Source organism: Aquiflexum gelatinilyticum (genome assembly GCF_024741135.1).
Taxonomy (GTDB): domain Bacteria; phylum Bacteroidota; class Bacteroidia; order Cytophagales; family Cyclobacteriaceae; genus Cognataquiflexum; species Cognataquiflexum gelatinilyticum.
Genome location: NZ_JANSUY010000010.1, coordinates 13,954 through 34,435 on the forward strand (window position 1 = coordinate 13,954; position 20,482 = coordinate 34,435).

Consider the following 20,482-nt stretch of genomic DNA (forward strand, 5'->3'; position numbering starts at 1 on the left):
CTATTATGAAAAAACTCCTATTTCTTATCTTTTGCCTATCCGCAGCTCAACAGGGTTGGGCGCAGGACTACTCTACACTTCCACCCATTAATGCCAGCATACTTGACTCCCTGATAGGTAACAAACCAAGTTCAGACGAACCTGGATTTGCTTTGGGAATCAGTAGAGGAAGCGAGATTCTTCTCGAACATTACCATGGTCTCGCAGATCTTGAAAATAAAATCCCCATCTCTGATATTACCCAATTTAACTTAGCTTCTGTATCAAAACATTTTACCGCATTTGGGATATTGTTCCTTCGGGATCGGGGAAAAATGAATCTAAACACTCCCATCGTTCAATACCTAAACGATTTTCCCTATTCCGAGCGAATTACTCCTATGCAACTCCTGCACCATTCTTCAGGAATTCCATCTTCAGATAATCTCCGAGTCTTTGCAGGCCTATCCCTCGAATCAGATTGGGGAAAAAGGGAAGAACTTCGACTTCATTCCAAATACCGAAAGCTAAACTTCATGCCAGGAGGAGATTTCCTTTACTCCAACTCTGGATACTTCTTTCTTAGTCAATTGATCGAAGCTCAAATTGGCCTTTCTTATTCTGATTTTTTCGAAAAATCTTTGTTCCCTTCAATGGGTATCCAGGGGTGGGTACTGGATAAGTCGGGAAAGGATATCCCGAATCTTGCTTACCCCTATAAACCAGTGGAAGGTGGATTTGAACGAAAGTTCCCCGAGAAAACCACCATCACCGGCGAATCCAATATCTATCTTAATCTTCCTTCACTGATGCGGTGGATGCAGTATTTATTGCTTTCCCATCATGCAGAATCACATTTTTCCTTCCCGATGTTTTCCAGTTCTTATAAGTTATCAACAGGAAGATCTGTGGATTACAGCTTTGGTTTGGAAAAAGGAGATATCAATTCGCTTCAAGCGTTTACGCATGGGGGAGGTGTGCCAGGATATTCTTCTTATGTCGTTTACATTCCAGAACTAGATTTGGGTATAAGTGTCCTGTCTAATTCAGAAAAACTTCCAAAAAGTCCTGGCGCGATAGCTCATTCCATCGCCCGATACCTGACGGCTGAATTTGCTCTATACACGAAGAAAATAGCTCACACGGAAATTGAACTTACATCCGTAGTCACTCAAAAATATGTTGGGGAATATCGCTTTTGGGATGGTGCTCAGTTTGAGATCAAGCAGGATAAAGGTGGATTGTATATGTACTTGCCTGACGCCCCTCCTTTTCAGCTAGTCCCTGAATCAGACAGCCTGTTTTTTTTCCGGGAATTTGACGGACAGGTTGCGTTCCGCCAAAAAAATGGAGTTATGACGCTTGAACTTATACAAGGGAAAAAAGTAGATCCTGCAGAAAAACTGAACCCTAACCGGCAAAAAGCTCAAAGTCCCACTCCAAGCCAGCTCCTCGGTCACTTTGAAAACAAGGGCCTAGATGTGACCTACGAGGTTCAAGAAAAAGAAGGCAAGCTTTTTCTGGTCCTGCCTGAGACCTTACTTCAATATGCAGGATTTCGAGAAGTAGAGCTCCTTGCCATTGAGGGAAATACTTTCCGAACTCGGGAACTTGGAATTATCGAATGGGAAATGAATCCCAAAGGAAAGGTGATGGGATTCCTCATCAAGGATGTAGGAAGGCTCAGAAACCTTCATTTCACAAAAAAATCATAAAGTTAAGTTGGTAAAGAAAATGACTAATTCCCTCTTGTTTCAGGAGGGAGTTTTTATTTCCAATTCAACTTACAGCACTTTGGTTCTTATGAAAAATATTCATCCCTAAGTTCTTCAGACCTTTCTGATATCCTCCAGATTTGGAGGCTAAGCGCAAGCCATGCTTACACATTCCTTAAGACTGATTTCTTCCTGAAGGAAGAAACTCGAATAGTCAGCGAATACCTTCCCAAAAGCGAAACTTGGATTTGGAAAGATCAAGAAGGATAGAGCTTGGGGTTTATTTCACTTTTGGGCAATGAAATAGGCGGATTGTTTGTCCATCCTAAATTTCAAAATCAGAGAATAGGAAAGGAGTTGGTGCAATTTGTCTCGGTGAATTTTCCCGTTCTTTTGGTAGAAGTCTTTGCCATAAATCAAGAAGGAATCTGTTTTTACGAAAAAATGGGATTCTCAGCAGTACAACAAAAAATCAATCCGGAAACTGGAGAAATTCTCGTTCGGATGATTAGGGATAAGCAGGGATTAATCCTTCACCAGTCTTCTCTTTACGGAGATAAGTAAGAAAGACTTCCTCTTTTTCCTCATCACGTCTTTTTTCTATCCCCACCAATTCAAATTTGGCTTTGTTGGCTACCCGTTGGCTGGGGAGATTACCTTCCGCACACTTGATCCAAAAGGTTTGAAAGCCCAATTCCCGTGTGAGAAATTCGACCAGGTGATTGATGGCATGGGACATCACACCCTGGTTTTGAAGTGCCGGGTCAAGCCAATAGCCCAATTCGGAGCATTTTTCGATCCAGTTCAGTTCTTTTGCCGAAATCAATCCCCTTGCGCGATTGCTTTCGAGAATAGCAAAGGAAAAGTCTTTTTTTGATTCCCATAAGACCTGTGCTTCACGGATAAATTTTTCAGTTTGTTCGATGCTATGAAGCTCATTCACAAAAGGTAACCACGGAGAAAAATGGCTACAGTTAGCAGTCAAAATCTCAAACAGGTGTTTTGTGTGACCAAGATGCAGGGGTACCAAATTGATCCCATTGTCAAGTTCTATTTTCATTTTTGAAAGGTTTTATAAGGCAAAAAGCTCCAGAAAGGAGCTTTTTTAATTATGAAGTTAGACCAAAACACAATTCAACTGATTTGGCTTTTTTATGAATCTAAAAGTTTTGTCAAAGGATACGTTAAGGCCATTTTAATCAGCCTCGATTCTTTTGCTTCGCCTTTCAAGGAGCAGGGTGTCTCGCCATTTTCCGTTCATTTTTCCGATTTTTTCTCTAAATCCCACTATTCTAAACCCAAGCTTTTCATGAATTTTAATACTTCCGGAATTTTCAGGAAAGATACCGGATTGTAATGTCCAGAAATTTTCATCTTCACTCTCCTTGATCAGCTGTTCCAATAATTGAAACCCGATCTTTTTTCCTCGAAACCGCTCAGCTACATAGACGCTGACCTCAGCCAGCCCGGCATAAACACATCTTCCCGATACGGGAGTTAAAGCTGCCCAGCCTATAACTTTCCCTTCAAAAAGGCACACCAACCTGCACTTTTTAAGATGATCCTTGTCCCATTCTTGCCAGGTAGGAATGACTAGTTGAAATGTGGCATTTCCAGTTTGAATTCCTTCAGCATAAATGGTTGATACATCTTCCCAATGGCTGGGATTCATGGGTTCAATCGATGTTTTCATTTTTACAAAATTTCAAGGCTCGTTTTGAATCGGACTGTTATTTTACTTAACACTCACATGTTTTTTTCAGGGCTTGATTCATCTGATCAAAACCCGATTTGGTTTGCTCCAGCATGGAAGACATTAATCCCACCAAAAGTCCGGAGAAATATTCCCCATGTACAAAAAGGGTGGTGTTTTCATCTATTTCCTCCAGCCCAAAGTAATGCTCTCCATCGAAGAGTCCTTTGAACAGGAATTTTCCGGACCACCGAAGTTCCCTTCCGGGCAAAGTTCTAATTACCATCGGAGAAAATGACATTTCTTTCTCGTTGGGCGGAGAGATTTTTACTTGTAATTTTTGGCCTTCCCTCAGTTCTCCGGAGATTTGCCTGATGAAGGGATTCCAGCTTGGGTAGGATTCAAAATCGGTCAGGATCTGCCATACTTTTTCGTAAGGCGCATAGATCCTAATCGTAGTTTCTAGATGTATCATTTTGTGGTCAAAGTTTTTAAAGTTTAATTAAGTCTTGTTTCCAGGATCAGAAGTTGGTTTTCATTGGTTGCGTTTATACCCGAATTTTTCTGGCCCAAAATTTTGAATCCGGAATTGAACAAAAAGGGTATGAGCTCAGAGTTCTCTTTCAGATGGATCAAGCACGACCAGAATCCGAGGTTTCGTGCTTTGATAAGGAGGAAATTAATTGCTATAAGAATGCATTCACAGTCTGCCTTAATTGGGTCAAAGCCAAATTGAATTTCCGAGATTCCAAGTCTTCCAAATGGGTCCAATACGGGATACAATCCGATCCAACCCAACCACATACCATCATTTATTTATGAAAACAGAGAATAGGCGCTGCCCGGGTCTACCAAAGCAGAAAGCTTTTCTGAATCCAGTAAATGATGAGCACATTTGTAGGTGGATGGTGGTGTGGTTAAACCATCAATCCATTTCACATCATCAAGCCGGATTTCTTTAATCTCAAGATTTTTCATTTTTCAGGATTAAAAAAGCCAGCTCTTCCGAGCTGGCCAAGTTGGTTGGTGGAGAAACTTAGAATTTCGCTTTTAAGGAAAGTGTACCGCCCCAGCCATTGAAATCTTCGGTCGAGATACCCCACTTTTCCTGGTTTCTGACATTGTATCGGTAGGTACCACCTACTTCAATATCCAACCAGCGGTTGAGGTGTGCACCCACTATCAGATCAGGTGAAAGTGCGATCGAATTGGTTCGGCTTTCTGCTTTGTTAACCACAGTTCCATTTTCTTTTGTAATGGTATAGTCTTGCTTGATGTCGGCATATGCGGCTCTCAAACCAACTTTTCCATAGAAAAGACCTCCGAAATCCTGAACGTAACTGCCGGACAACCCGTAATGTACCTGCTTCATATCCAGTGCATTGTTGGGGGTTTCTTTCCAAAGATCAACCGGTACGATGGACTGTGTGTAGTAAATCCCGAAGAACACCTTATCCTGGAATCTCAATCCCAATTCGGTACCGATGCTGTAGTGGCTTCTTACCGGAGAGGAGTTTTTAGTAAAAATGTATTCATTAATTACCGATCCATAAAAGCCCACAGGCTTTACCGTTTGCGATTTTGATTCCTGCCCGAAAGCGGTCAGCAGTCCTAGGCTCATTAGAGCTACCATGGTTAACATTGACTTTTTCATTGTGTGTAGTTTGTTTGTGAATAATTGGTTTGTTTTTGTTTGTGTGTTAATGATGATCCAAAAGTAGATCAGGCCATACACCTAGGATAAAAAGTCTGGACCAACCCTGAAAAAACCGGACTGAAGCCTGAATTTTGGGAGATAAGTGAAATTGAGATCAAAAGGGGATTTTAACTGAGTTGCGGGGAATGGTGTTGCAAAAATTGAGAGAAAGGGAGAAAATTGATTTTAGAGTTTGAGTGAGAGAATTTTTAACCTTAATAAGGTAAGTCTCCCGCCCGAATACTCATCCCAAAAAAAAACATTATTACAATGTTATTTAGGTTTTACTTCCTAGGAAAAAACTATCAGCGAAATGAAGAATTTTTGATTTCAATATAATGATAACTACCTTTTGATTCAATGATGACCAAAGCATGAACATTATTCCGGATTATCTCAGGTACCTTAGGAAAATCAAACAATTATTGGACACCTATCTTGCAGATCCCTACTCTCCTATGGAAATCCGATCTACAGATTTGCATGATCTTATTATAAAAGATCCGGAACTGGCCCAGGTTTTTGAATATCCAAGAGATTTTGGCAGGTTCTTAAGAAAGCAGCATGATGATGGAGTCTTGCAACAAATTATTCCAAATTGCTCTGTTGATACGACAAATAAAAGCTCTTATCAATGGCATTTTCGGAAAGCATTTCGAGATCAAGAAGGAAACAAAGGAATCCAAAGTCAAAATATTGTAAGCAAATACAAATACTACTCAAAATCTAAAAATATTACGACCTCTTCCGGTGAAAAGGTTAGATCGAAACAAGAAAAAATCATCTATGAAAGGTTATTACAATGTGATTTTTTGACTATTTTTTATGATCATCCTGTAACCAAATGGGATGAAACCAAATACGTGGATTTCTATATCAAAAATGAAATGACCAGAAAAACTTACATATGGGAACATTTTGGAATGACCAATTCAGAACCCTATATAAATGGTATACCCAAAAAAATTGATTGGTTTGAATACAATGGATTTAAGGAAAATCTAATTATAACAATTTATGTTTCTGATAAACAATTTATCAGGGAAATTGAAAAAAACATAGACATAATAAAAATGTAAATTCTTCTAAAGTATTAACGAGGTCCGTGATTGTAAGCATCTTCCATGAAAGTAAAAGCCAGTATTATCCCCTAAAAATCGGAGGCTCGGTCAGGGTTATGGCGGTGCGGAAGGGAATAATCAATGATAAATATTGAATTAATATTTTCTGAAAAAAGGAATCGCACTGAGGAAATTACTTTATTTCTAAAAATAAAAACATTGTAGTTCTCCGTTAACTATCTTATTTTTGAAAAATAGGAAGGACAGCATATTTATACTTTTTAATATCTGTTATTCTAATAACCCAATTTTATCCCAATCAGAATTCTTATTTGATGACCAAAACCAAACTCACCCTCTCCCAACTTGAACAATACCTTTCAAAAGCGGCATGGATTCTTAAAGGACCTGTGGACGCTTCTGATTTTAAAGTATACATATTTCCTTTGTTGTTTTTTAAGCGATTGTCTGATGTGTATGATGAGGAATACCAACAAGCTTTAGCCGAGTCCGGTGGTGATTCAGAATACGCTTCCCTGCCTGAATTCCACCGTTTTGAAATCCCAAAGGATTGCCATTGGAATGATGTGCGCGAAACCACCACGAATGTGGGTCAAGCGATTGAAAAGGCTTTTAGAGGTATCGAGCAGGCGAATCAGGAATTATTGTACGGTATTTTTGGAGATGCCCAATGGAGCAACAAAAACAAACTGTCTGATCGTTTATTGGTGGATTTGATTGAGCATTTTTCACAGTATGCTTTGTCCAACTCATTGGTGGATCTTGATATCCTGGGTCAGGCTTACGAATACCTGATCAAGCATTTTGCAGATTTGACCAATAAAAAAGCCGGGGAATTCTATACGCCACGGTCGGTGGTCCACCTGTTGGGTTTGATCCTAGATCCCCATGAAGGAGAAAGTGTGTACGATCCTGCCTGTGGGACCGGCGGTATGCTTTTGGAATGTGTCAACCATCTTCAGGAAAGTAAAGAGGATTACAGAACGCTGACCCTCTATGGACAGGAGAAAAACTTGACTTCCAGCTCCATTGCCCGGATGAATATGTTCCTTCATGGAATTGAGGATTTCAATATCGTGAGAGGAGATACCTTACGTAACCCTGCCTTTTTCGCTGCTGATGGATTGAGAACTTTTGACTGTGTCATTGCTAACCCGCCGTTTTCTTTGGATGATTGGGGAAGTGAGAATTGGGTTAATGATCCCTATGGAAGAAATATCGCCGGTGTACCGCCAAAAGGAAATGGCGACATGGCTTGGGTGCAGCATATGATCAAGTCCATGAATAGCACCGGACGGATGACGGTCGTTTTGCCTCATGGGGCTTTGTTTCGCAAAGGCGCTGAGGGAAGAATTAGAGAAGAACTCCTAAAGCAGGATCTGTTGGAAGCTGTGATTGGGCTGGGATCAAACATCTTCTATGGAACCCAATTGGCAGCCTGTATCATGGTATTCAAGCAAAATAAACCTTCACACAAAAAAGGCAAAGTTCTGTTTATCGATGGATCAGATCAGGTTAGGGTTGGTCGCGCTCAGAATTTCTTGGAGCCGAACCATGTAAAGCAATTGTTCGATTGGTATTCCGAGTTTGAGGATGTGGAGAATTATACCAAAGTGGCAACGCTGCAAGAAATCGCCGAAAACGACTTTAACCTCAATATTCCTCTCTATGTAGAAAAAATCATTGAAGACAATCTACCAACTGTGGAGGAAGCTTTGACGGATTTGAAAAAGGCTTGGGAAGAAAGCCAAAAAGCTGAAGTACGATTTAAAACCATTTTATCTAAATTTCTATAAATGAACAGTCACCTAAATATTTTCAAAACTTACACAAAAGAGACTCGTCAATTTCAACTCGAAAACGACTTGACCCGAGCTTTTGCCATTTGTATGCAAGAGAATACTTTGTTTTTTAATGATGTATTAAAAGCAATTCTGGATGAAAAAGACTCAAAATCCTTATTTGGTGATATTTATTCAAAAAATGAAATCAATATCAGTATTCAAAAACAGAGTTCTAGCATTAGTGATTTTGAGAAAATCTATGCTGTATCCCTAAGTGAGCATGAAATGACGGAAGATTATTTTTGGAAACAAAAGCATGAAACAAGATATGATCCCATTTGCGACATAGTTGTAAATATTAATGGTATTGCAATCATAATTGAGGCAAAAAGAGATTATTGGGATTGCGCAGCCCAATTGTACAACCAGGTCTATAACATTTGTCAAAATGCCCCTGATAATGAAATGAAAGACCTTGTAATCCCTAAGGACTTAAATTGGTTCAATTTAATGGAGATAGCCGTTAGGGTTCACAGTTTTGAAAAAGCTGCAGGAGTTACCAATAGATTTTTAATTGATTTTATCAACTTGGTTAAAGAACATAACTTCAGATGGTTACCAGAACCTGCCATTTTTTCCGTTTCCTCTGATAATAAAGTGGCCATTAAGAGAAGGATTGAGTCTGCAATCAATGAATTTTCAAAGAGCCATGCAATTAAAAAACTTGAATATAATAATAGACTCGGTCTTTGGTTTAACCAGCCATGGGCTCAGGAAGTGTTATTTGATGTGACTGATAACGGAAATTTATATGTTTCCATTTATCCTGGTAATACTAAAGCACAAGGGAGCTATATTTTCTTTCATGCCCCCCACCTAAAGCAAAACATTGAAATAAACAATAAATCTTATGCTTTACTCTCACTCTATCATGTAAAATTTACGAGTTATCAGAGATATTTTACGGGTTTATGGTTTGATGAAAATAGCCTCGACAAGCCGCTATATACCAAAGAGAATTTCAAGCAATATTGTGGGCGGAAAAAAAGAGATAATGATTGGGATCAAGTGATGAAACTTTTTGATCAATCTTTTAAACCTTCTTATGATTGGAAAGCTGAATGCCAATGGAATGCAAAGGTTGTGAATTCCGGTAGAAATCAATTTGACCTCTCATTTGGCTATCAAGTTAATTTTGAAATCCCCTTTAAAGAACTTAGGGATATTGATCAAGATAAATCCGACTTATCAGGTTTAACTGAGTTAATTAAATCTGCTTATGAGGCGCTAAAAACAATATATTCTAAATGACCCAACAAGAACTAGAAAAATACCTTTGGGGTGCGGCCAAAGTACTCCGTGGCACTATTGATGCCGGGGATTACAAGCAATATATCTTTCCGCTATTGTTCTTCAAGAGGATCTGCGATGTCTATGACGAGGAATTTGAAAAGGCACTGAAAGAAAGCGATGGCGATATGGAGTATGCTGCCTTTGCGGAGCACCACCATTTTATTGTACCCATAGAAGCACATTGGAATAAAGTCCGAGAAACAACCACCAATGTCGGAATGGCCATACAAAACGCCATGCGGGAAATCGAAAAAGCAAATCCGGATACGCTGTATGGGATATTTGGGGATGCGAGTTGGACCAACAAGGACCGGCTCTCGGATGCTACGCTCATCAACCTGATTGAGCATTTTTCACAACACAAGCTCAACCTAAGTGCTGTGGCGGATGACAAACTTGGAAATGCCTACGAATACCTGATCAAAGAATTTGCCGACGACAGCGGGCATACTGCAGCGGAGTTTTATACCAACCGCACTGTGGTGAAGCTGATGACAATGATCATGGACCCCCAACCGGGAGAAAGTGTCTATGACCCTACCTGCGGTTCGGGTGGCTTGCTACTCAACTGTGCGCTGCACTTGCGTGACGAAGGCAAAGAATACCGGACTCTCCGGCTCTACGGACAGGAAATCAACCTCATCACCTCCGCCATCGCCCGGATGAATATGTTTATGCATGGCATAGAGGAATTCAGCATTGTGCGGGGGGATACCTTGGCGCAGCCGGCATTTTTGGAAAATGACACACTCAAAAAATTCAATGTCATCCTTGCCAATCCCCCCTATTCGATTAAAGCTTGGGACCGCAAGGGCTTCGAAAACGATCCCTATGGCAGAAATGTCTGGGGAACACCGCCACAGGGATGCGCAGATTATGCCTTTCAACAGCATATCCAAAAAAGCCTCAATGACAAAAACGGACGTTCTATAACACTTTGGCCACATGGGGTTTTGTTTAGGGATTCGGAATCAGAGATGAGGAGAAAAATGATTGCAGAAGATTTGGTGGAATGCGTGATAGGCTTGGGACCTAATCTGTTTTACAATTCTTCAATGACATCCTGCTTGCTCATTACTAACAATAACAAAAGACCTGAGCGAAAAGGTAAAGTATTGTTTGTCCAAGCTGTCAACGAAGTTCGTAACGAAAAAACAATAAGCTATTTAGATCCGCAACATATTGAACGAATTCACAATGCTTTTTTGAGCTTTAAAAATGAAATCACTTTTACGGCTGTTGTGGATAACGATGAGATATTAAAGGACAACAATACCCGATTGAGTGTACAACTCTTTGTAAAGCAGGACAAAATTGAAGTAGAAGCATTTGATGTTTTACTTAGCCAATGGGAAGAAGGTTCTCATCAATTAAGGAATTCAATGGATGAGCTATTTAAAACCTTAGAAAATGGATAATCTAATAATGGAAAGCAAGGTTTTGAATATTGATAAATCAAATTGGAAGTTGACCAAATTGGGTGATCTGTTAGAGGATATTTCCCAAAGAGTAGACAATCCAAGTAAATCAGGCTATGATCGATTTGTTGGCTTAGAACATTTTGTTTCAGGTGATATCAAAATCAAAAATTGGGGTACAACGGAAAACCTTACTTCATCAACGAAGGCATTCAAAGCAGGAGATATATTGTTTGCGAGAAGGAATGCGTATTTGAGAAGAGCTTCACTTGTAGATTTTGATGGATGTTGCTCAGGTGATGCCTTTGTGCTTAGAGAAAACCATGTTAAAGTGGTGCCAGGTTTTATGGCATTTTTCTTTAACTCAAATACCGTCTGGGATTTTGCGAATGAAAATGCTGCGGGTACCATGTCGCAAAGAGTTAAATGGCGTGATTTAGCAGAATACGAATTTCTCCTTCCCCCCAAAGACGAGCAAGCCCGTTTGGCAGAGTTACTTTGGTCGTTGGATGAAGTGATTGAGAAGGAGAAGGAGGTTTTGGAGAGGTTAGAAATTAACTTGGATGTTCGGGGATCACATCTTATTTGGAATGAGGAAAATAGAATGGAGGAGGTTGTAAAATTTGCTTCTGCCAATTTAAAGAAATTTGTTGATGGGGATTGGATAGAATCAAAAGACCAATCAGATTCAGGAATAAGGTTACTACAACTAGCGGATATTGGAGTACGTGAATTTATTAATAAATCATCCAGATTTATTAGTGAGGAAACCTTCAAAAGATTAAGATGCTTTGAAGTTTTACCAAATGATGTACTCATAGCAAGAATGCCCGATCCAATAGGAAGAGCTTGCATTATTGAGAATATAGGTCATAAAATGATTACTGCAGTTGACTGTTGTATTGTCAGGGTGGAATCCTCACATTCTTACAATAGATATCTTCTTCATTTACTGAATACACGCGAATTCTTGCACAAGGCCAATTTATTAGCTTCAGGGACGACAAGACAGAGAATTGCGAGGAAAAGTCTTGAAGAAATTAAGGTTCCAAAACCGAGTTTAGAATGTCAATTTAAAATAGCGAATGAGTTAGATTCTTTATATGAAATAATTGGATTGAATAGAGCCAAGATTAGAAGTTCCGAATCCCTCCAAAAATCCCTTATCAATCAAATATTTTAATGGAAGCTAACCAAGAAAAAACATACTTAGCAGTAGATGATCGGTGGGCAATTTTTGGGACTAATTCCATTGACGAACACATTCATAAGAATGTGGTCAAAGGTGTGTTTGATGATACTGTACCCAAAGAAATTATTGGAGATTTTAAGACGATTGAATACCTGCAAGTATATGCCTACTATCATTGGCCAATGATGGATGAAGCCTTGAGTAAAGGTCTTCGACTATTAGAAATGGCCATTAAACTCAAAGCTAAGGAATTGAAAATTCCACTGCAGAATTCAGGAGAAAAACCAAAGGACAAGAATTTCAATCAGTTAACCAATGAAGTTTGCGCTGAAGAGCCGCTGATTCAGCTAAAGGAAACTATTCATCATTTAAGGAACATCCGGAATATCCTGACTCATACAGATTCAAATGATTTTGTTGGAGGGACAGGGGACATTGTAAAACGAAATCTGATGCGCTTAGTCAACCTTATAAATGATCTCTTTTTAGCCCCTGAAGTACTAAAAAGTAAACTTGTTTTAGAGAAGGCTGAGAGAGCAGTATTTGTGAAAAATTATTTAAACAGACTTACCATTTCTCCTCCATTTACCAAGGAGCATTTCATGGGGATAGCAGAATGGGCATTTGAGGAGAAGAAGTATATGGATAAGCTTTGGGAAAACAAGATCAAAGGATTGCCTGTAATTTCATTTAAAACTGATAAAAATAGCCACTAATGTTAAAAGAAATGCCCTATGGAAAAGAAGCAGCTTATTGATCGTATAAATACTCAGTTTAAAGGAAATTTGAATTCCCAGAATACGAGCTATTCCGGTATCAATAAAGCTAAAGCGGTTTGGTGGTTTAATATCCATGTCTCCAAGTTTGAGGACGATGTGCATTTATTGCTAGACAATACAGACCATGTGCTTTGGATTACCTTACCCAAAAGTTTTGTCAGCAACCTTCAAGGCACTTTTAAAATCCGGGAAGACAAAAATGCAGTGGATTTAGAAATCTCCGCAGATAGCAAATTACTGTATCTCAGAGATCGAAAATCCGGAGGTACAGGCTTTGATTTTAGGGGTTTTGTGAGAGATAAGATAGGGTTTTGAGAAGAAATGGCTTTGGTGATTCGGTTTTGATGAAGTTAAACAATCTCTCTTGAATTAAAATTAAATCAATTGCTTGTTTTTCAAGCTGATTATTAAGAATTTGGGGATGATTTTTGTGTTTAGTAATATTGGAATAAAAAGTACTTTTGTCTTATGGGAGCGACGGAACAAATAAAAAGTTTGATCAAGCATTTTGGTGAAGGGGATGATGAACGATTTATTTCATCTGCCTTGCAGATCGCTGCTGCCGAAGCCCAAAAAGGCCATACAGCTTTAGCTCAAGAATTAAAGTCCTTGATTGACAAGGCGAAACTAAAAAGGAATCAGCCTTTTGCAGACCGAAGTAAGACCATTCCCATACTACCTAGTCAGCGGGATTTGAAAGAGTTATTGGATGTGTTCCAGCCGGCAATCAAGCTTAATGATATGGTTTTGGATGTAGAGACCAAATCTTCTTTAGAGAAGTTGATTGAGGAACAAACCAACTGGCAACTTCTTCGCCAATACAACCTTCAACCGAAAAGAAAACTTTTGTTAACGGGCCCTCCCGGTTGTGGTAAGACCATGACTGCACAAGCACTCGCAGGTGAATTAGGCATTCCGGTATTTATTGTTCGCTTAGACGGCCTGGTATCCAAGTATATGGGAGAATCCATTGCAAAGCTTCGGGTGATATTTGACACCATGGTGAATCAGCGGGGCGTTTACCTTTTTGATGAGTTTGACTCTATAGGTAGCCACAGAAATATTGGGCAAGATGTAGGTGAAATCAAAAGGGTTTTGAATTCCTTCCTGATCAATATTGAAAAAGACCAAAGTAACAGTATTATCATTTGCGCGACCAATCTGCCTGAAATGCTTGATAAAGCACTTTTTAGAAGGTTTGATGAAGTGATTGAATTTCCTCTGCCTAAAGAAACAGAAATAACTAGTATGCTTCAAAAGCAGCTGCAGGCATTTGAATTTGAATCAAAGGTTGACTTGCAATCTATTGCCCACCAGTTTTTAGGACTTAATTTTTCGGATATCCTCCGTGCTTGTGAAGAAACTATCAAAGCCATGATTTTGAGTGGCAGAAATAAACTTAACCCACAAGTCCTGATCGATGCCCTTTCAAAAAGAAAGTAATCGATGGCATCAGATCCCAAAAGACATTTAATCGGAATAGAAAGGTTTGCCTCTGGTCAGGAATACACCTATCCTAGGACTGTAGTAGCTTCTTTTCCAATAGCAACAAGAAACAGGGCTATGCATGGAAATAGAATAAAAAGTCAGATCGAGACTATTCGGGATCAGTTTGAACTCCAACAGGATCAGGAAATCCCAGAAGGTTTGGTGAAAGACGACGTAATCTATGTGGAGTTTTATTCTGCTTGGGGGTTTGAGTTGAAGTTTGAACAGCTTCACTCTGATTCGAGAGGACATTATCAAATCCTTAAAATTTCGAAAGAAATAAGAATTCAGAATGAGCAAGAAGAAAAGCGATTCAGGGTGCTTGTGATGCTTTCCAAACGGGGAATAGAACATTTTTTGGTTAAAGTTGAAAATTACTTAAACCTGACCTATAGAAATTTGCCTGATGGAAATCCTCTGTCTCAGAACTTAATTGCAAATCTTGAGGAAATTCGCTTGGCTACACTTCAAGCTTTTTGGGTAGATATTGATTCTTATACTTTTCCGGACTCAGACCTTGAAGTTTGGTGGGAAGTATGGTTTAGGAGAAGTACTTACAGCAGGGATAAAACAGACCAACAGCTTGAGATCGCAGGTCTAAGTTTTAGTCCAAGAGAATTAATGTTTCCTGAGCATGTCATCCGTATGGTCAGAGGAACAGCAAGGCAATTGGCCTCTTCGGTTTTTCTTTTGGACAGTCTGGCAGAATTAAGGAGACCTCAGGAAATCAATGATTTCATTACTTCAGAAAGAATAAATTATGAGACAGAACAAGAATGGTTAGAGGATTTAATTTCGAGAACTGATTTTGTTTCCCCGCAAGATTCAGAAAATGTATTTGTTTGTCTGTTTGATTCAGGTTTGACACATAGACATCCATTACTATTTCCTCTGATAGATGGAGGAAATCTGCATGCCTGGAATCCGTCTTGGGGGTTGGAGGATTCTGCAAATAATGGAGGGCATGGTACCGGAATGGCAGCATTGGCACTATTCGGAAATTTGACAGATGCCTGTGCCAGTTCGGTTCCTATCCAGATACTTCATGGAATAGAATCATTTAAGATATTTCAATCAGGAAGTTCCATTGACAAAGAATTATTTGGGATTATATATCTGGATGGCATAACTACAGTTTCTATTTCCAATCCTCATGTAAAAAGGATCATTTGCCTATCAGTTACCAATGATGGTTTAATAAAATCCGGAAGACCGAGTTCAGCATCCAGCTCACTGGATAACATTGCATTTGGAAATGCTTTTGAGGAGGCTGAACCTCAAATGGTCATAGTAAGCGGCGGGAATGTATTATTGTCAAACCATGGCGATTTCCCAAGTCAAAATTTCATTCAGAGTATCCAAGATCCAGGGCAAGCATACAATGTATTAACAATTGGAGCCTACACCGAAAAGGATAGATTGTCCAGACCAAGTGGATATACTCCGGTTGCGAGATTGGGAGAAATGTCACCAAGAAATTCCACTTCAGCGATGTGGGAGCCTCAATGGCCTAATAAACCTGATTTGGTCATGGAAGGAGGAAATATGATTTCTGATGGTCATTTTCTTTTTTCCCACGAAGAGTTAGAGCCGCTTTCTATTGATAAAGATTTTACAAGAAGGTTGTTCAGGCCATTTGGGGGGACAAGTTCAGCAGCAGCCTTTGCATCCAAAATGGCAGCTGAATTAAGAACTACCTATCCGGATTTTTGGCCGGAAACCATTAGAGGGTTGATGATTCATTCCGCAGAATGGACGCCCCAAATGCTTCATGGTAAGGATATCACAAGAGAGGGAGATAGACGAGCCTTAATTCGATCGGTTGGATATGGAGTTCCAAACTTAAACAGAGCACTCTATAGTGCGTCCAATGCACTTACTTTGATTGCACAGGCAAATATTAAACCTTACAGAATGGATAATGGCGTTGTCAGGTACAATGAATATCATTTGTATGAGATTCCATGGCCTGTAGAAGTTTTGCAGGATATGCTATTCAATCAAGAAGTGACTATTAAAGTTACCTTATCCTATTTTATTGAACCCAATCCTGGAGCAAGGGAATACGCTAAAAGCTTTTCATATCATTCCCATTCGTTGGATTTCAAGTTGATAAAAGAAAATGAAACGCCTTCTGAGTTTAGGAGAAGAATTTCAGCTGCTGCTGAACAAGAAGATGAGACGGAACGCCCCGACTTAAGAGATGAAGATTGGACGATCAAAGAGCGGGTAAGAAATAAAGGTTCGGTTAAAAAAGATTTTTTGAAAACTTTTGGGGCAAACCTGGCTTCCCGCAACATCTTGGCAGTTTATCCAAAAGCAGGATGGTACCGTAGCAGAAAGAGTCTTGAAAAATATAATCATGAGGTTAGGTATTCCTTGATAGTCAGTATTGAAACCCCCATTTTGGAAGTGGATATTTATACGCCAGTTGAAAACCTGATTCAAATTGCCATTACCACCTAACCTGAAAATCTTTTATCTAAACACCCAATCATTTAGATCAAAATCCTTAATTTCAAAAGAAAGATTTTTGCATGTCGTTTAACGAACTCAATAGCGTAGAGCATTACATTATCCACCAGCTGAGTGGGGTGAACCTCAATTTTCAGGGTAGTTCTGAGCCTAAGACGAGTTATGGCCTTCAATGGCAGTATATGTCAGCGGTAGACTTGAACCGATCTGTCAACGAAGTGCTGATGGAGCAGGACCTCAAAGATGCTTTGGTTCGCTTAAATCCTGAAATAGCTGCCAAACCAGAATTGGCAGATGAGGTGATCTATAAACTGCGGGCTATTTTGATTTCGGTCAATCAGATTGGGTTGGTGAAGGCAAATGAGGAATTTTTCAAATGGCTTGGAGGAGACAAAACCATGCCTTTTGGTAATAACAACCGTCATGTTCCAGTGAGGATTTTTGATTTTGATGATCTTTCTGAAAACAAATATGTCGTCACCAACCAGTTTCGCATCCACCACCGAGAAACCAAAATACCGGATTTGGTATTTTTCATCAATGGAATTCCAGTAGTCGTCGGAGAGGCCAAAACCCCCATCCGGCCAAGTGTAAGTTGGTTGGATGGTGCCTATGAAATCCATGAGGTGTATGAGAATACTGTTCCGCAGTTATTTGTCCCCAATATCCTGTCTTTCGCCACCGAGGGCAAATCCTTGTATTTTGGAAGTATCCGTTGCCCGTTGGATTTTTGGGCGCCTTGGCGCCTGGAGGATGAAGATGAAGCCCTTGCACGTAGGTTAGGTTTGGTTGAAATCGGCAAAGAGATGGGTGACTTGTTGCACCCGGCAAGGTTGCTCGATATTTTACAAAATTTCTCTTTGTTCACTACTAATAAGAAAAAACAGCGGAGCAAAGTAATCCCTCGATTTCAGCAATATGAGGGGGCAAACAAGATTGTAGAGCGGGTAAAAGAAGGACGGGTAAAAAAGGGACTGATCTGGCACTTTCAGGGCTCAGGTAAGTCTTTGTTGATGGTGTTTGCTGCACAGAAATTAAGACGTTCACCGGAATTGAAAAGCCCAACCGTCATCGTCTTGGTGGACCGTACAGATTTGGATACCCAGATATCAGGCACTTTCAATGCATCGGATATTCCCAATGTCGAGGCTACAGAAAGTATCAGGGATTTACAAAAAATGTTGGAGCAAGACACGCGGAAAATCATCATATCGATGATCCATAAATTCCGCGATGCCAAACCCAACATGAATACCCGCGACAATATTATTGTGCTGGTCGATGAAGCCCATAGGACCCAAGAAGGTGATTTGGGTCGGCAGATGCGTGCAGCCCTTCCAAATGCATTTTTGTTTGGGTTGACAGGTACCCCGGTCAACAAAGCTGACAAGAATACTTTTTGGGCATTTGGTTCTGAGGAAGATGAAGGAGGATATTTATCCCGGTACACATTCCAGGATTCCATTCGGGATGGGGCAACCCTACCCTTGCATTTTGAGCCACGGATGGTGGATGTGCATGTGGACAAAGAAACCATCGACAAGCTTTTTGGAAACTTCAAAGAAGAGACTGCGCTTACTGATGAAGAGGCCGATGCTTTGAACAAGAAATCCGCTAAAATGGCAGCTTTCCTGAAATCACCGGAGCGGGTCGCAAAAATTGTGGCGGACATTGCAAACCATTTCCGTGAAAAGGTGGCTCCACATGGATTCAAAGCCATGATAGTAACTCCTGATCGTGAGGCATGTGTGCAATACAAAGAAGCTTTGGATCACTATTTTCCGGTAGAGGCGAGTAAGGTTGTCATCTCTACCACTGCAAATGATAAATTTGATTTCAAACAGAAATGGGGAATTGATAAATCCCAACAGGAACGGATAGTCGATGAATATAACGATCCGATTTCTGATTTACAGTTTTTGATAGTCACTGCCAAATTACTAACGGGCTTTGATGCCCCCATATTACAAACCATGTACTTGGACAAGTCAATCAAGGACCACACTCTTCTGCAGGCCATTTGTAGGACCAACAGGTTGTTTCCAAATAAAAGGCATGGGCGGATTGTTGATTATTTTGGTGTTTTTGATGATGCTGCGAAGGCTTTGGAGTTTGATGAAGCATCTGTCAAACAAATTATCACCAACCTATCTGAACTGAGGGACCAATTTCCCCGAGCCATTCATGATACTTTACAGCATTTTGAAGGGGTGGACAGAACTCAACAAGGTTTTGAGGGATTGGAAGCCGCACAAAATGCAATCAAGACCGATGAGAAAAAGGATGCCTTCGCCAAGGATTACAAATTCTTAAGCAAACTATGGGAATCGCTTTCCCCGGATAATATCTTGAATGCCTACCAATCTGATTACAAATGGTTGTCTCAGGTATTTGAATCCGTCCGACCGGCTTCCGACAATGTAGGAAAACTGCTTTGGTTGACCTTGGGGGCCCAAACAACCAAACTGATTCATGATAACATTCACGTAGGAGAAATCCACAACCTGGATGAATTCATATTGGATGCAGATGTGATCGAAGAGATTTTTAACAATCCTGATCCCAAGAATGCCAAAAAACTCACCAAAATTCTTGTTAACCGATTTAAAAAACATGGAGATCATCCTAAGTTTAAAAAACTGAGCGAACTCTTAGAAGAGTTGCGGGATAGGGCAGAAAGGGGATTGATCACCTCGATTGAATTTGTGAAGGAACTCTGTAAAATCGCAAAGGAAACTGTTCAGGCAGAGAAAGATCTCGAAGCCGAGCTGCAAGAAAAATCTCCCAAAGCAGCACTGACCGAATTATTTTTAGAGTTGAAAACCGATCAAACCCCGGCAGTGGTAGAGCGGATTGTTGCGGATATCGATGCGATTGTCCGTTTAGTTAGATTTCAAGGTTGGCAAAAAACAACTTCAGGAGAACGTGATGTCCAGAAATCATTGAGGCAGGCACTATTGAAATATCAATTACATAAAGACCAGGTTTTGTTTGATAGGGCTTATAGTTATATTAAGGAATATTATTGATCAGAATTGATTTTCACCTTGGGGCTGCGGCTATTGGGGGAAAAATAGAAGAACACTCACTCCATTTCGGTAATTAAGATTTTCCTCCTGAGGAGATTCGTGACCGAAATACCTTGCACCGCCATTTTATCCCCGAGCGGCGGTGCATTGAAATTAGTATGAGTATGAGTATGAGAATCAGAGTAGCACCTTGCACGGGGTTATTAATAATCAGCCCGCTTCGGGGCTGTTGGTTAATTGGGAAAAATAGAAGAACGCTCCCACCATTTCGGTAATAAAGATTCTCTTTCTTAGAAGATTCATGACCGAAATCCTGTATAATTCGACCATTTATCCATGGGCTACGGTGCAGGAAGATTCGAGAAAGTAAGAAGTTTGGTTTAGCACCTTACCCATGGCTAGTCATATTTCGCCCCGATGGGGCTTTTTTTCCAAAACATCTAAAAACAAGAAAAATCCTTGTAAGGGATCATCTACTTTAAAAAATCTCGTTATGAAACACCGGCGGGGAGGAGGAAATTTTTCCGGGCCGGCGGTGGCTAGGATCGCGGATAGGATTAAAATTTCTTGCCTTTTTTGGTTACTTTTTGTGGTAAGACAAAAAGTGACACGAGGAGAAAACGAAAATAATTTATCAAATGAATGAAACAGGAAAACGATAGGATTCTCCACCCATTTCGGTATTGAAGATTCTAATTCTTAGGGGATTCGTGACCGAAATACGCTCTATCTCCACTTTTACCATGGGCTGCGGTGCATAGAGAATTGTGTAAGTATATAGTTAGATTTAGCACCTTAC

At 40.0% G+C, this 20,482-nt stretch carries 17 protein-coding genes; 12 read left to right on the forward strand and 5 right to left on the reverse strand.

Translation table 11 applies throughout. The annotated features are described in order from the left end of the window. Positions 1-5: 5 nt before the first annotated feature. Positions 6-1,694 (forward strand): serine hydrolase domain-containing protein, encoded by a 1,689-nt coding sequence (locus NU887_RS11765; protein ID WP_258423575.1) that lies wholly within the window; start codon positions 6-8, stop codon positions 1,692-1,694. 291 nt (positions 1,695-1,985) lie between these two features. Further along, on the forward strand, positions 1,986-2,258 hold the full coding sequence (locus tag NU887_RS21255; protein WP_420839762.1) for a GNAT family N-acetyltransferase: 273 nt from the start codon (positions 1,986-1,988) through the stop codon (positions 2,256-2,258). Here NU887_RS21255 and NU887_RS11770 read toward each other — a convergent pair. The 5 genes from NU887_RS11770 to NU887_RS11790 form a co-directional block, all read right to left on the reverse strand. Then, positions 2,203-2,754, reverse strand: coding sequence for a GNAT family N-acetyltransferase (locus NU887_RS11770; RefSeq protein WP_258423576.1), 552 nt, complete (start codon positions 2,752-2,754; stop codon positions 2,203-2,205). The genes NU887_RS21255 and NU887_RS11770 overlap by 56 nt on opposite strands. 135 nt (positions 2,755-2,889) lie before the next feature. Continuing rightward, a complete protein-coding gene (locus tag NU887_RS11775) occupies positions 2,890-3,387 on the reverse strand; it encodes a GNAT family N-acetyltransferase (RefSeq protein WP_258423577.1) in 498 nt (165 codons plus the stop codon). Between the two features lie 46 nt (positions 3,388-3,433). After that, positions 3,434-3,862, reverse strand: a complete 429-nt coding sequence (locus NU887_RS11780) for an SRPBCC domain-containing protein (protein ID WP_258423578.1) — start codon at positions 3,860-3,862, stop codon at positions 3,434-3,436. Between the two features lie 341 nt (positions 3,863-4,203). Further along, positions 4,204-4,365 carry a hypothetical protein gene (locus tag NU887_RS11785; RefSeq protein WP_258423579.1) on the reverse strand — a complete coding sequence of 54 codons (162 nt, stop codon included), beginning with the start codon at positions 4,363-4,365 and terminating at the stop codon, positions 4,204-4,206. Positions 4,366-4,423: 58 nt separating this feature from the next. Next, on the reverse strand, positions 4,424-5,041 hold the full coding sequence (locus tag NU887_RS11790) for a hypothetical protein (RefSeq protein WP_258423580.1): 618 nt from the start codon (positions 5,039-5,041) through the stop codon (positions 4,424-4,426). 467 nt (positions 5,042-5,508) lie between these two features. On the opposite strand from NU887_RS11790, the gene NU887_RS11795 reads away from it, so the two are divergent. The 10 genes from NU887_RS11795 to NU887_RS11840 all read left to right on the forward strand — a co-directional run bounded on the left by NU887_RS11795 (position 5,509) and on the right by NU887_RS11840 (position 19,683). Next, positions 5,509-6,162: a hypothetical protein gene (locus tag NU887_RS11795; protein WP_258423581.1), complete on the forward strand. Its 654-nt coding sequence runs from the start codon at positions 5,509-5,511 to the stop codon at positions 6,160-6,162. Between the two features lie 317 nt (positions 6,163-6,479). After that, a complete protein-coding gene (locus tag NU887_RS11800) occupies positions 6,480-7,961 on the forward strand; it encodes a type I restriction-modification system subunit M (RefSeq protein WP_258423582.1) in 1,482 nt (493 codons plus the stop codon). After that, complete coding sequence (locus tag NU887_RS11805; RefSeq protein WP_258423583.1) at positions 7,962-9,260, forward strand: hypothetical protein; 1,299 nt, start codon at positions 7,962-7,964, stop codon at positions 9,258-9,260. Beyond that, complete coding sequence (locus NU887_RS11810; protein ID WP_258423584.1) at positions 9,257-10,720, forward strand: type I restriction-modification system subunit M; 1,464 nt, start codon at positions 9,257-9,259, stop codon at positions 10,718-10,720. Before NU887_RS11805 ends, NU887_RS11810 begins: the two co-directional genes overlap by 4 nt. Next, on the forward strand, positions 10,713-11,903 hold the full coding sequence (locus NU887_RS11815) for a restriction endonuclease subunit S (protein ID WP_258423585.1): 1,191 nt from the start codon (positions 10,713-10,715) through the stop codon (positions 11,901-11,903). Before NU887_RS11810 ends, NU887_RS11815 begins: the two co-directional genes overlap by 8 nt. Then, entirely contained in the window at positions 11,903-12,628 is a 726-nt protein-coding gene (locus NU887_RS11820; protein WP_258423586.1) for a hypothetical protein, read from the forward strand. Before NU887_RS11815 ends, NU887_RS11820 begins: the two co-directional genes overlap by 1 nt. An 18-nt stretch (positions 12,629-12,646) precedes the next feature. Further along, positions 12,647-13,006: a hypothetical protein gene (locus NU887_RS11825; RefSeq protein ID WP_258423587.1), complete on the forward strand. Its 360-nt coding sequence runs from the start codon at positions 12,647-12,649 to the stop codon at positions 13,004-13,006. A 153-nt stretch (positions 13,007-13,159) separates the two neighbouring features. Beyond that, entirely contained in the window at positions 13,160-14,134 is a 975-nt protein-coding gene (locus tag NU887_RS11830; protein WP_258423588.1) for an AAA family ATPase, read from the forward strand. 3 nt (positions 14,135-14,137) lie between these two features. Beyond that, positions 14,138-16,645, forward strand: coding sequence for a S8 family peptidase (locus NU887_RS11835; protein WP_258423589.1), 2,508 nt, complete (start codon positions 14,138-14,140; stop codon positions 16,643-16,645). A gap of 71 nt (positions 16,646-16,716) precedes the next feature. After that, positions 16,717-19,683 carry a type I restriction endonuclease subunit R gene (locus tag NU887_RS11840; RefSeq protein WP_258423590.1) on the forward strand — a complete coding sequence of 989 codons (2,967 nt, stop codon included), beginning with the start codon at positions 16,717-16,719 and terminating at the stop codon, positions 19,681-19,683. Positions 19,684-20,482 lie beyond the last annotated feature (799 nt).

Excerpts from the sequence above, each read along its gene's own strand:
- NU887_RS11830 (WP_258423588.1), top strand. The coding sequence starts at position 13,160 with ATGGGAGCGACGGAACAAATAAAAAGTTTGATCAAGCATTTTGGTGAA.
- NU887_RS11790 (WP_258423580.1), bottom strand. The coding sequence starts at position 5,041 with ATGAAAAAGTCAATGTTAACCATGGTAGCTCTAATGAGCCTAGGACTG.
- NU887_RS11770 (WP_258423576.1), bottom strand. The coding sequence starts at position 2,754 with ATGAAAATAGAACTTGACAATGGGATCAATTTGGTACCCCTGCATCTT.
- NU887_RS11785 (WP_258423579.1), bottom strand. The coding sequence starts at position 4,365 with ATGAAAAATCTTGAGATTAAAGAAATCCGGCTTGATGATGTGAAATGG.
- NU887_RS11800 (WP_258423582.1), top strand. The coding sequence starts at position 6,480 with ATGACCAAAACCAAACTCACCCTCTCCCAACTTGAACAATACCTTTCA.
- NU887_RS11815 (WP_258423585.1), top strand. The coding sequence starts at position 10,713 with ATGGATAATCTAATAATGGAAAGCAAGGTTTTGAATATTGATAAATCA.
- NU887_RS11765 (WP_258423575.1), top strand. The coding sequence starts at position 6 with ATGAAAAAACTCCTATTTCTTATCTTTTGCCTATCCGCAGCTCAACAG.
- NU887_RS11775 (WP_258423577.1), bottom strand. The coding sequence starts at position 3,387 with ATGAAAACATCGATTGAACCCATGAATCCCAGCCATTGGGAAGATGTA.
- NU887_RS11780 (WP_258423578.1), bottom strand. The coding sequence starts at position 3,862 with ATGATACATCTAGAAACTACGATTAGGATCTATGCGCCTTACGAAAAA.
- NU887_RS11825 (WP_258423587.1), top strand. The coding sequence starts at position 12,647 with ATGGAAAAGAAGCAGCTTATTGATCGTATAAATACTCAGTTTAAAGGA.
- NU887_RS11820 (WP_258423586.1), top strand. The coding sequence starts at position 11,903 with ATGGAAGCTAACCAAGAAAAAACATACTTAGCAGTAGATGATCGGTGG.
- NU887_RS11840 (WP_258423590.1), top strand. The coding sequence starts at position 16,717 with ATGTCGTTTAACGAACTCAATAGCGTAGAGCATTACATTATCCACCAG.
- NU887_RS11805 (WP_258423583.1), top strand. The coding sequence starts at position 7,962 with ATGAACAGTCACCTAAATATTTTCAAAACTTACACAAAAGAGACTCGT.
- NU887_RS11835 (WP_258423589.1), top strand. The coding sequence starts at position 14,138 with ATGGCATCAGATCCCAAAAGACATTTAATCGGAATAGAAAGGTTTGCC.
- NU887_RS11810 (WP_258423584.1), top strand. The coding sequence starts at position 9,257 with ATGACCCAACAAGAACTAGAAAAATACCTTTGGGGTGCGGCCAAAGTA.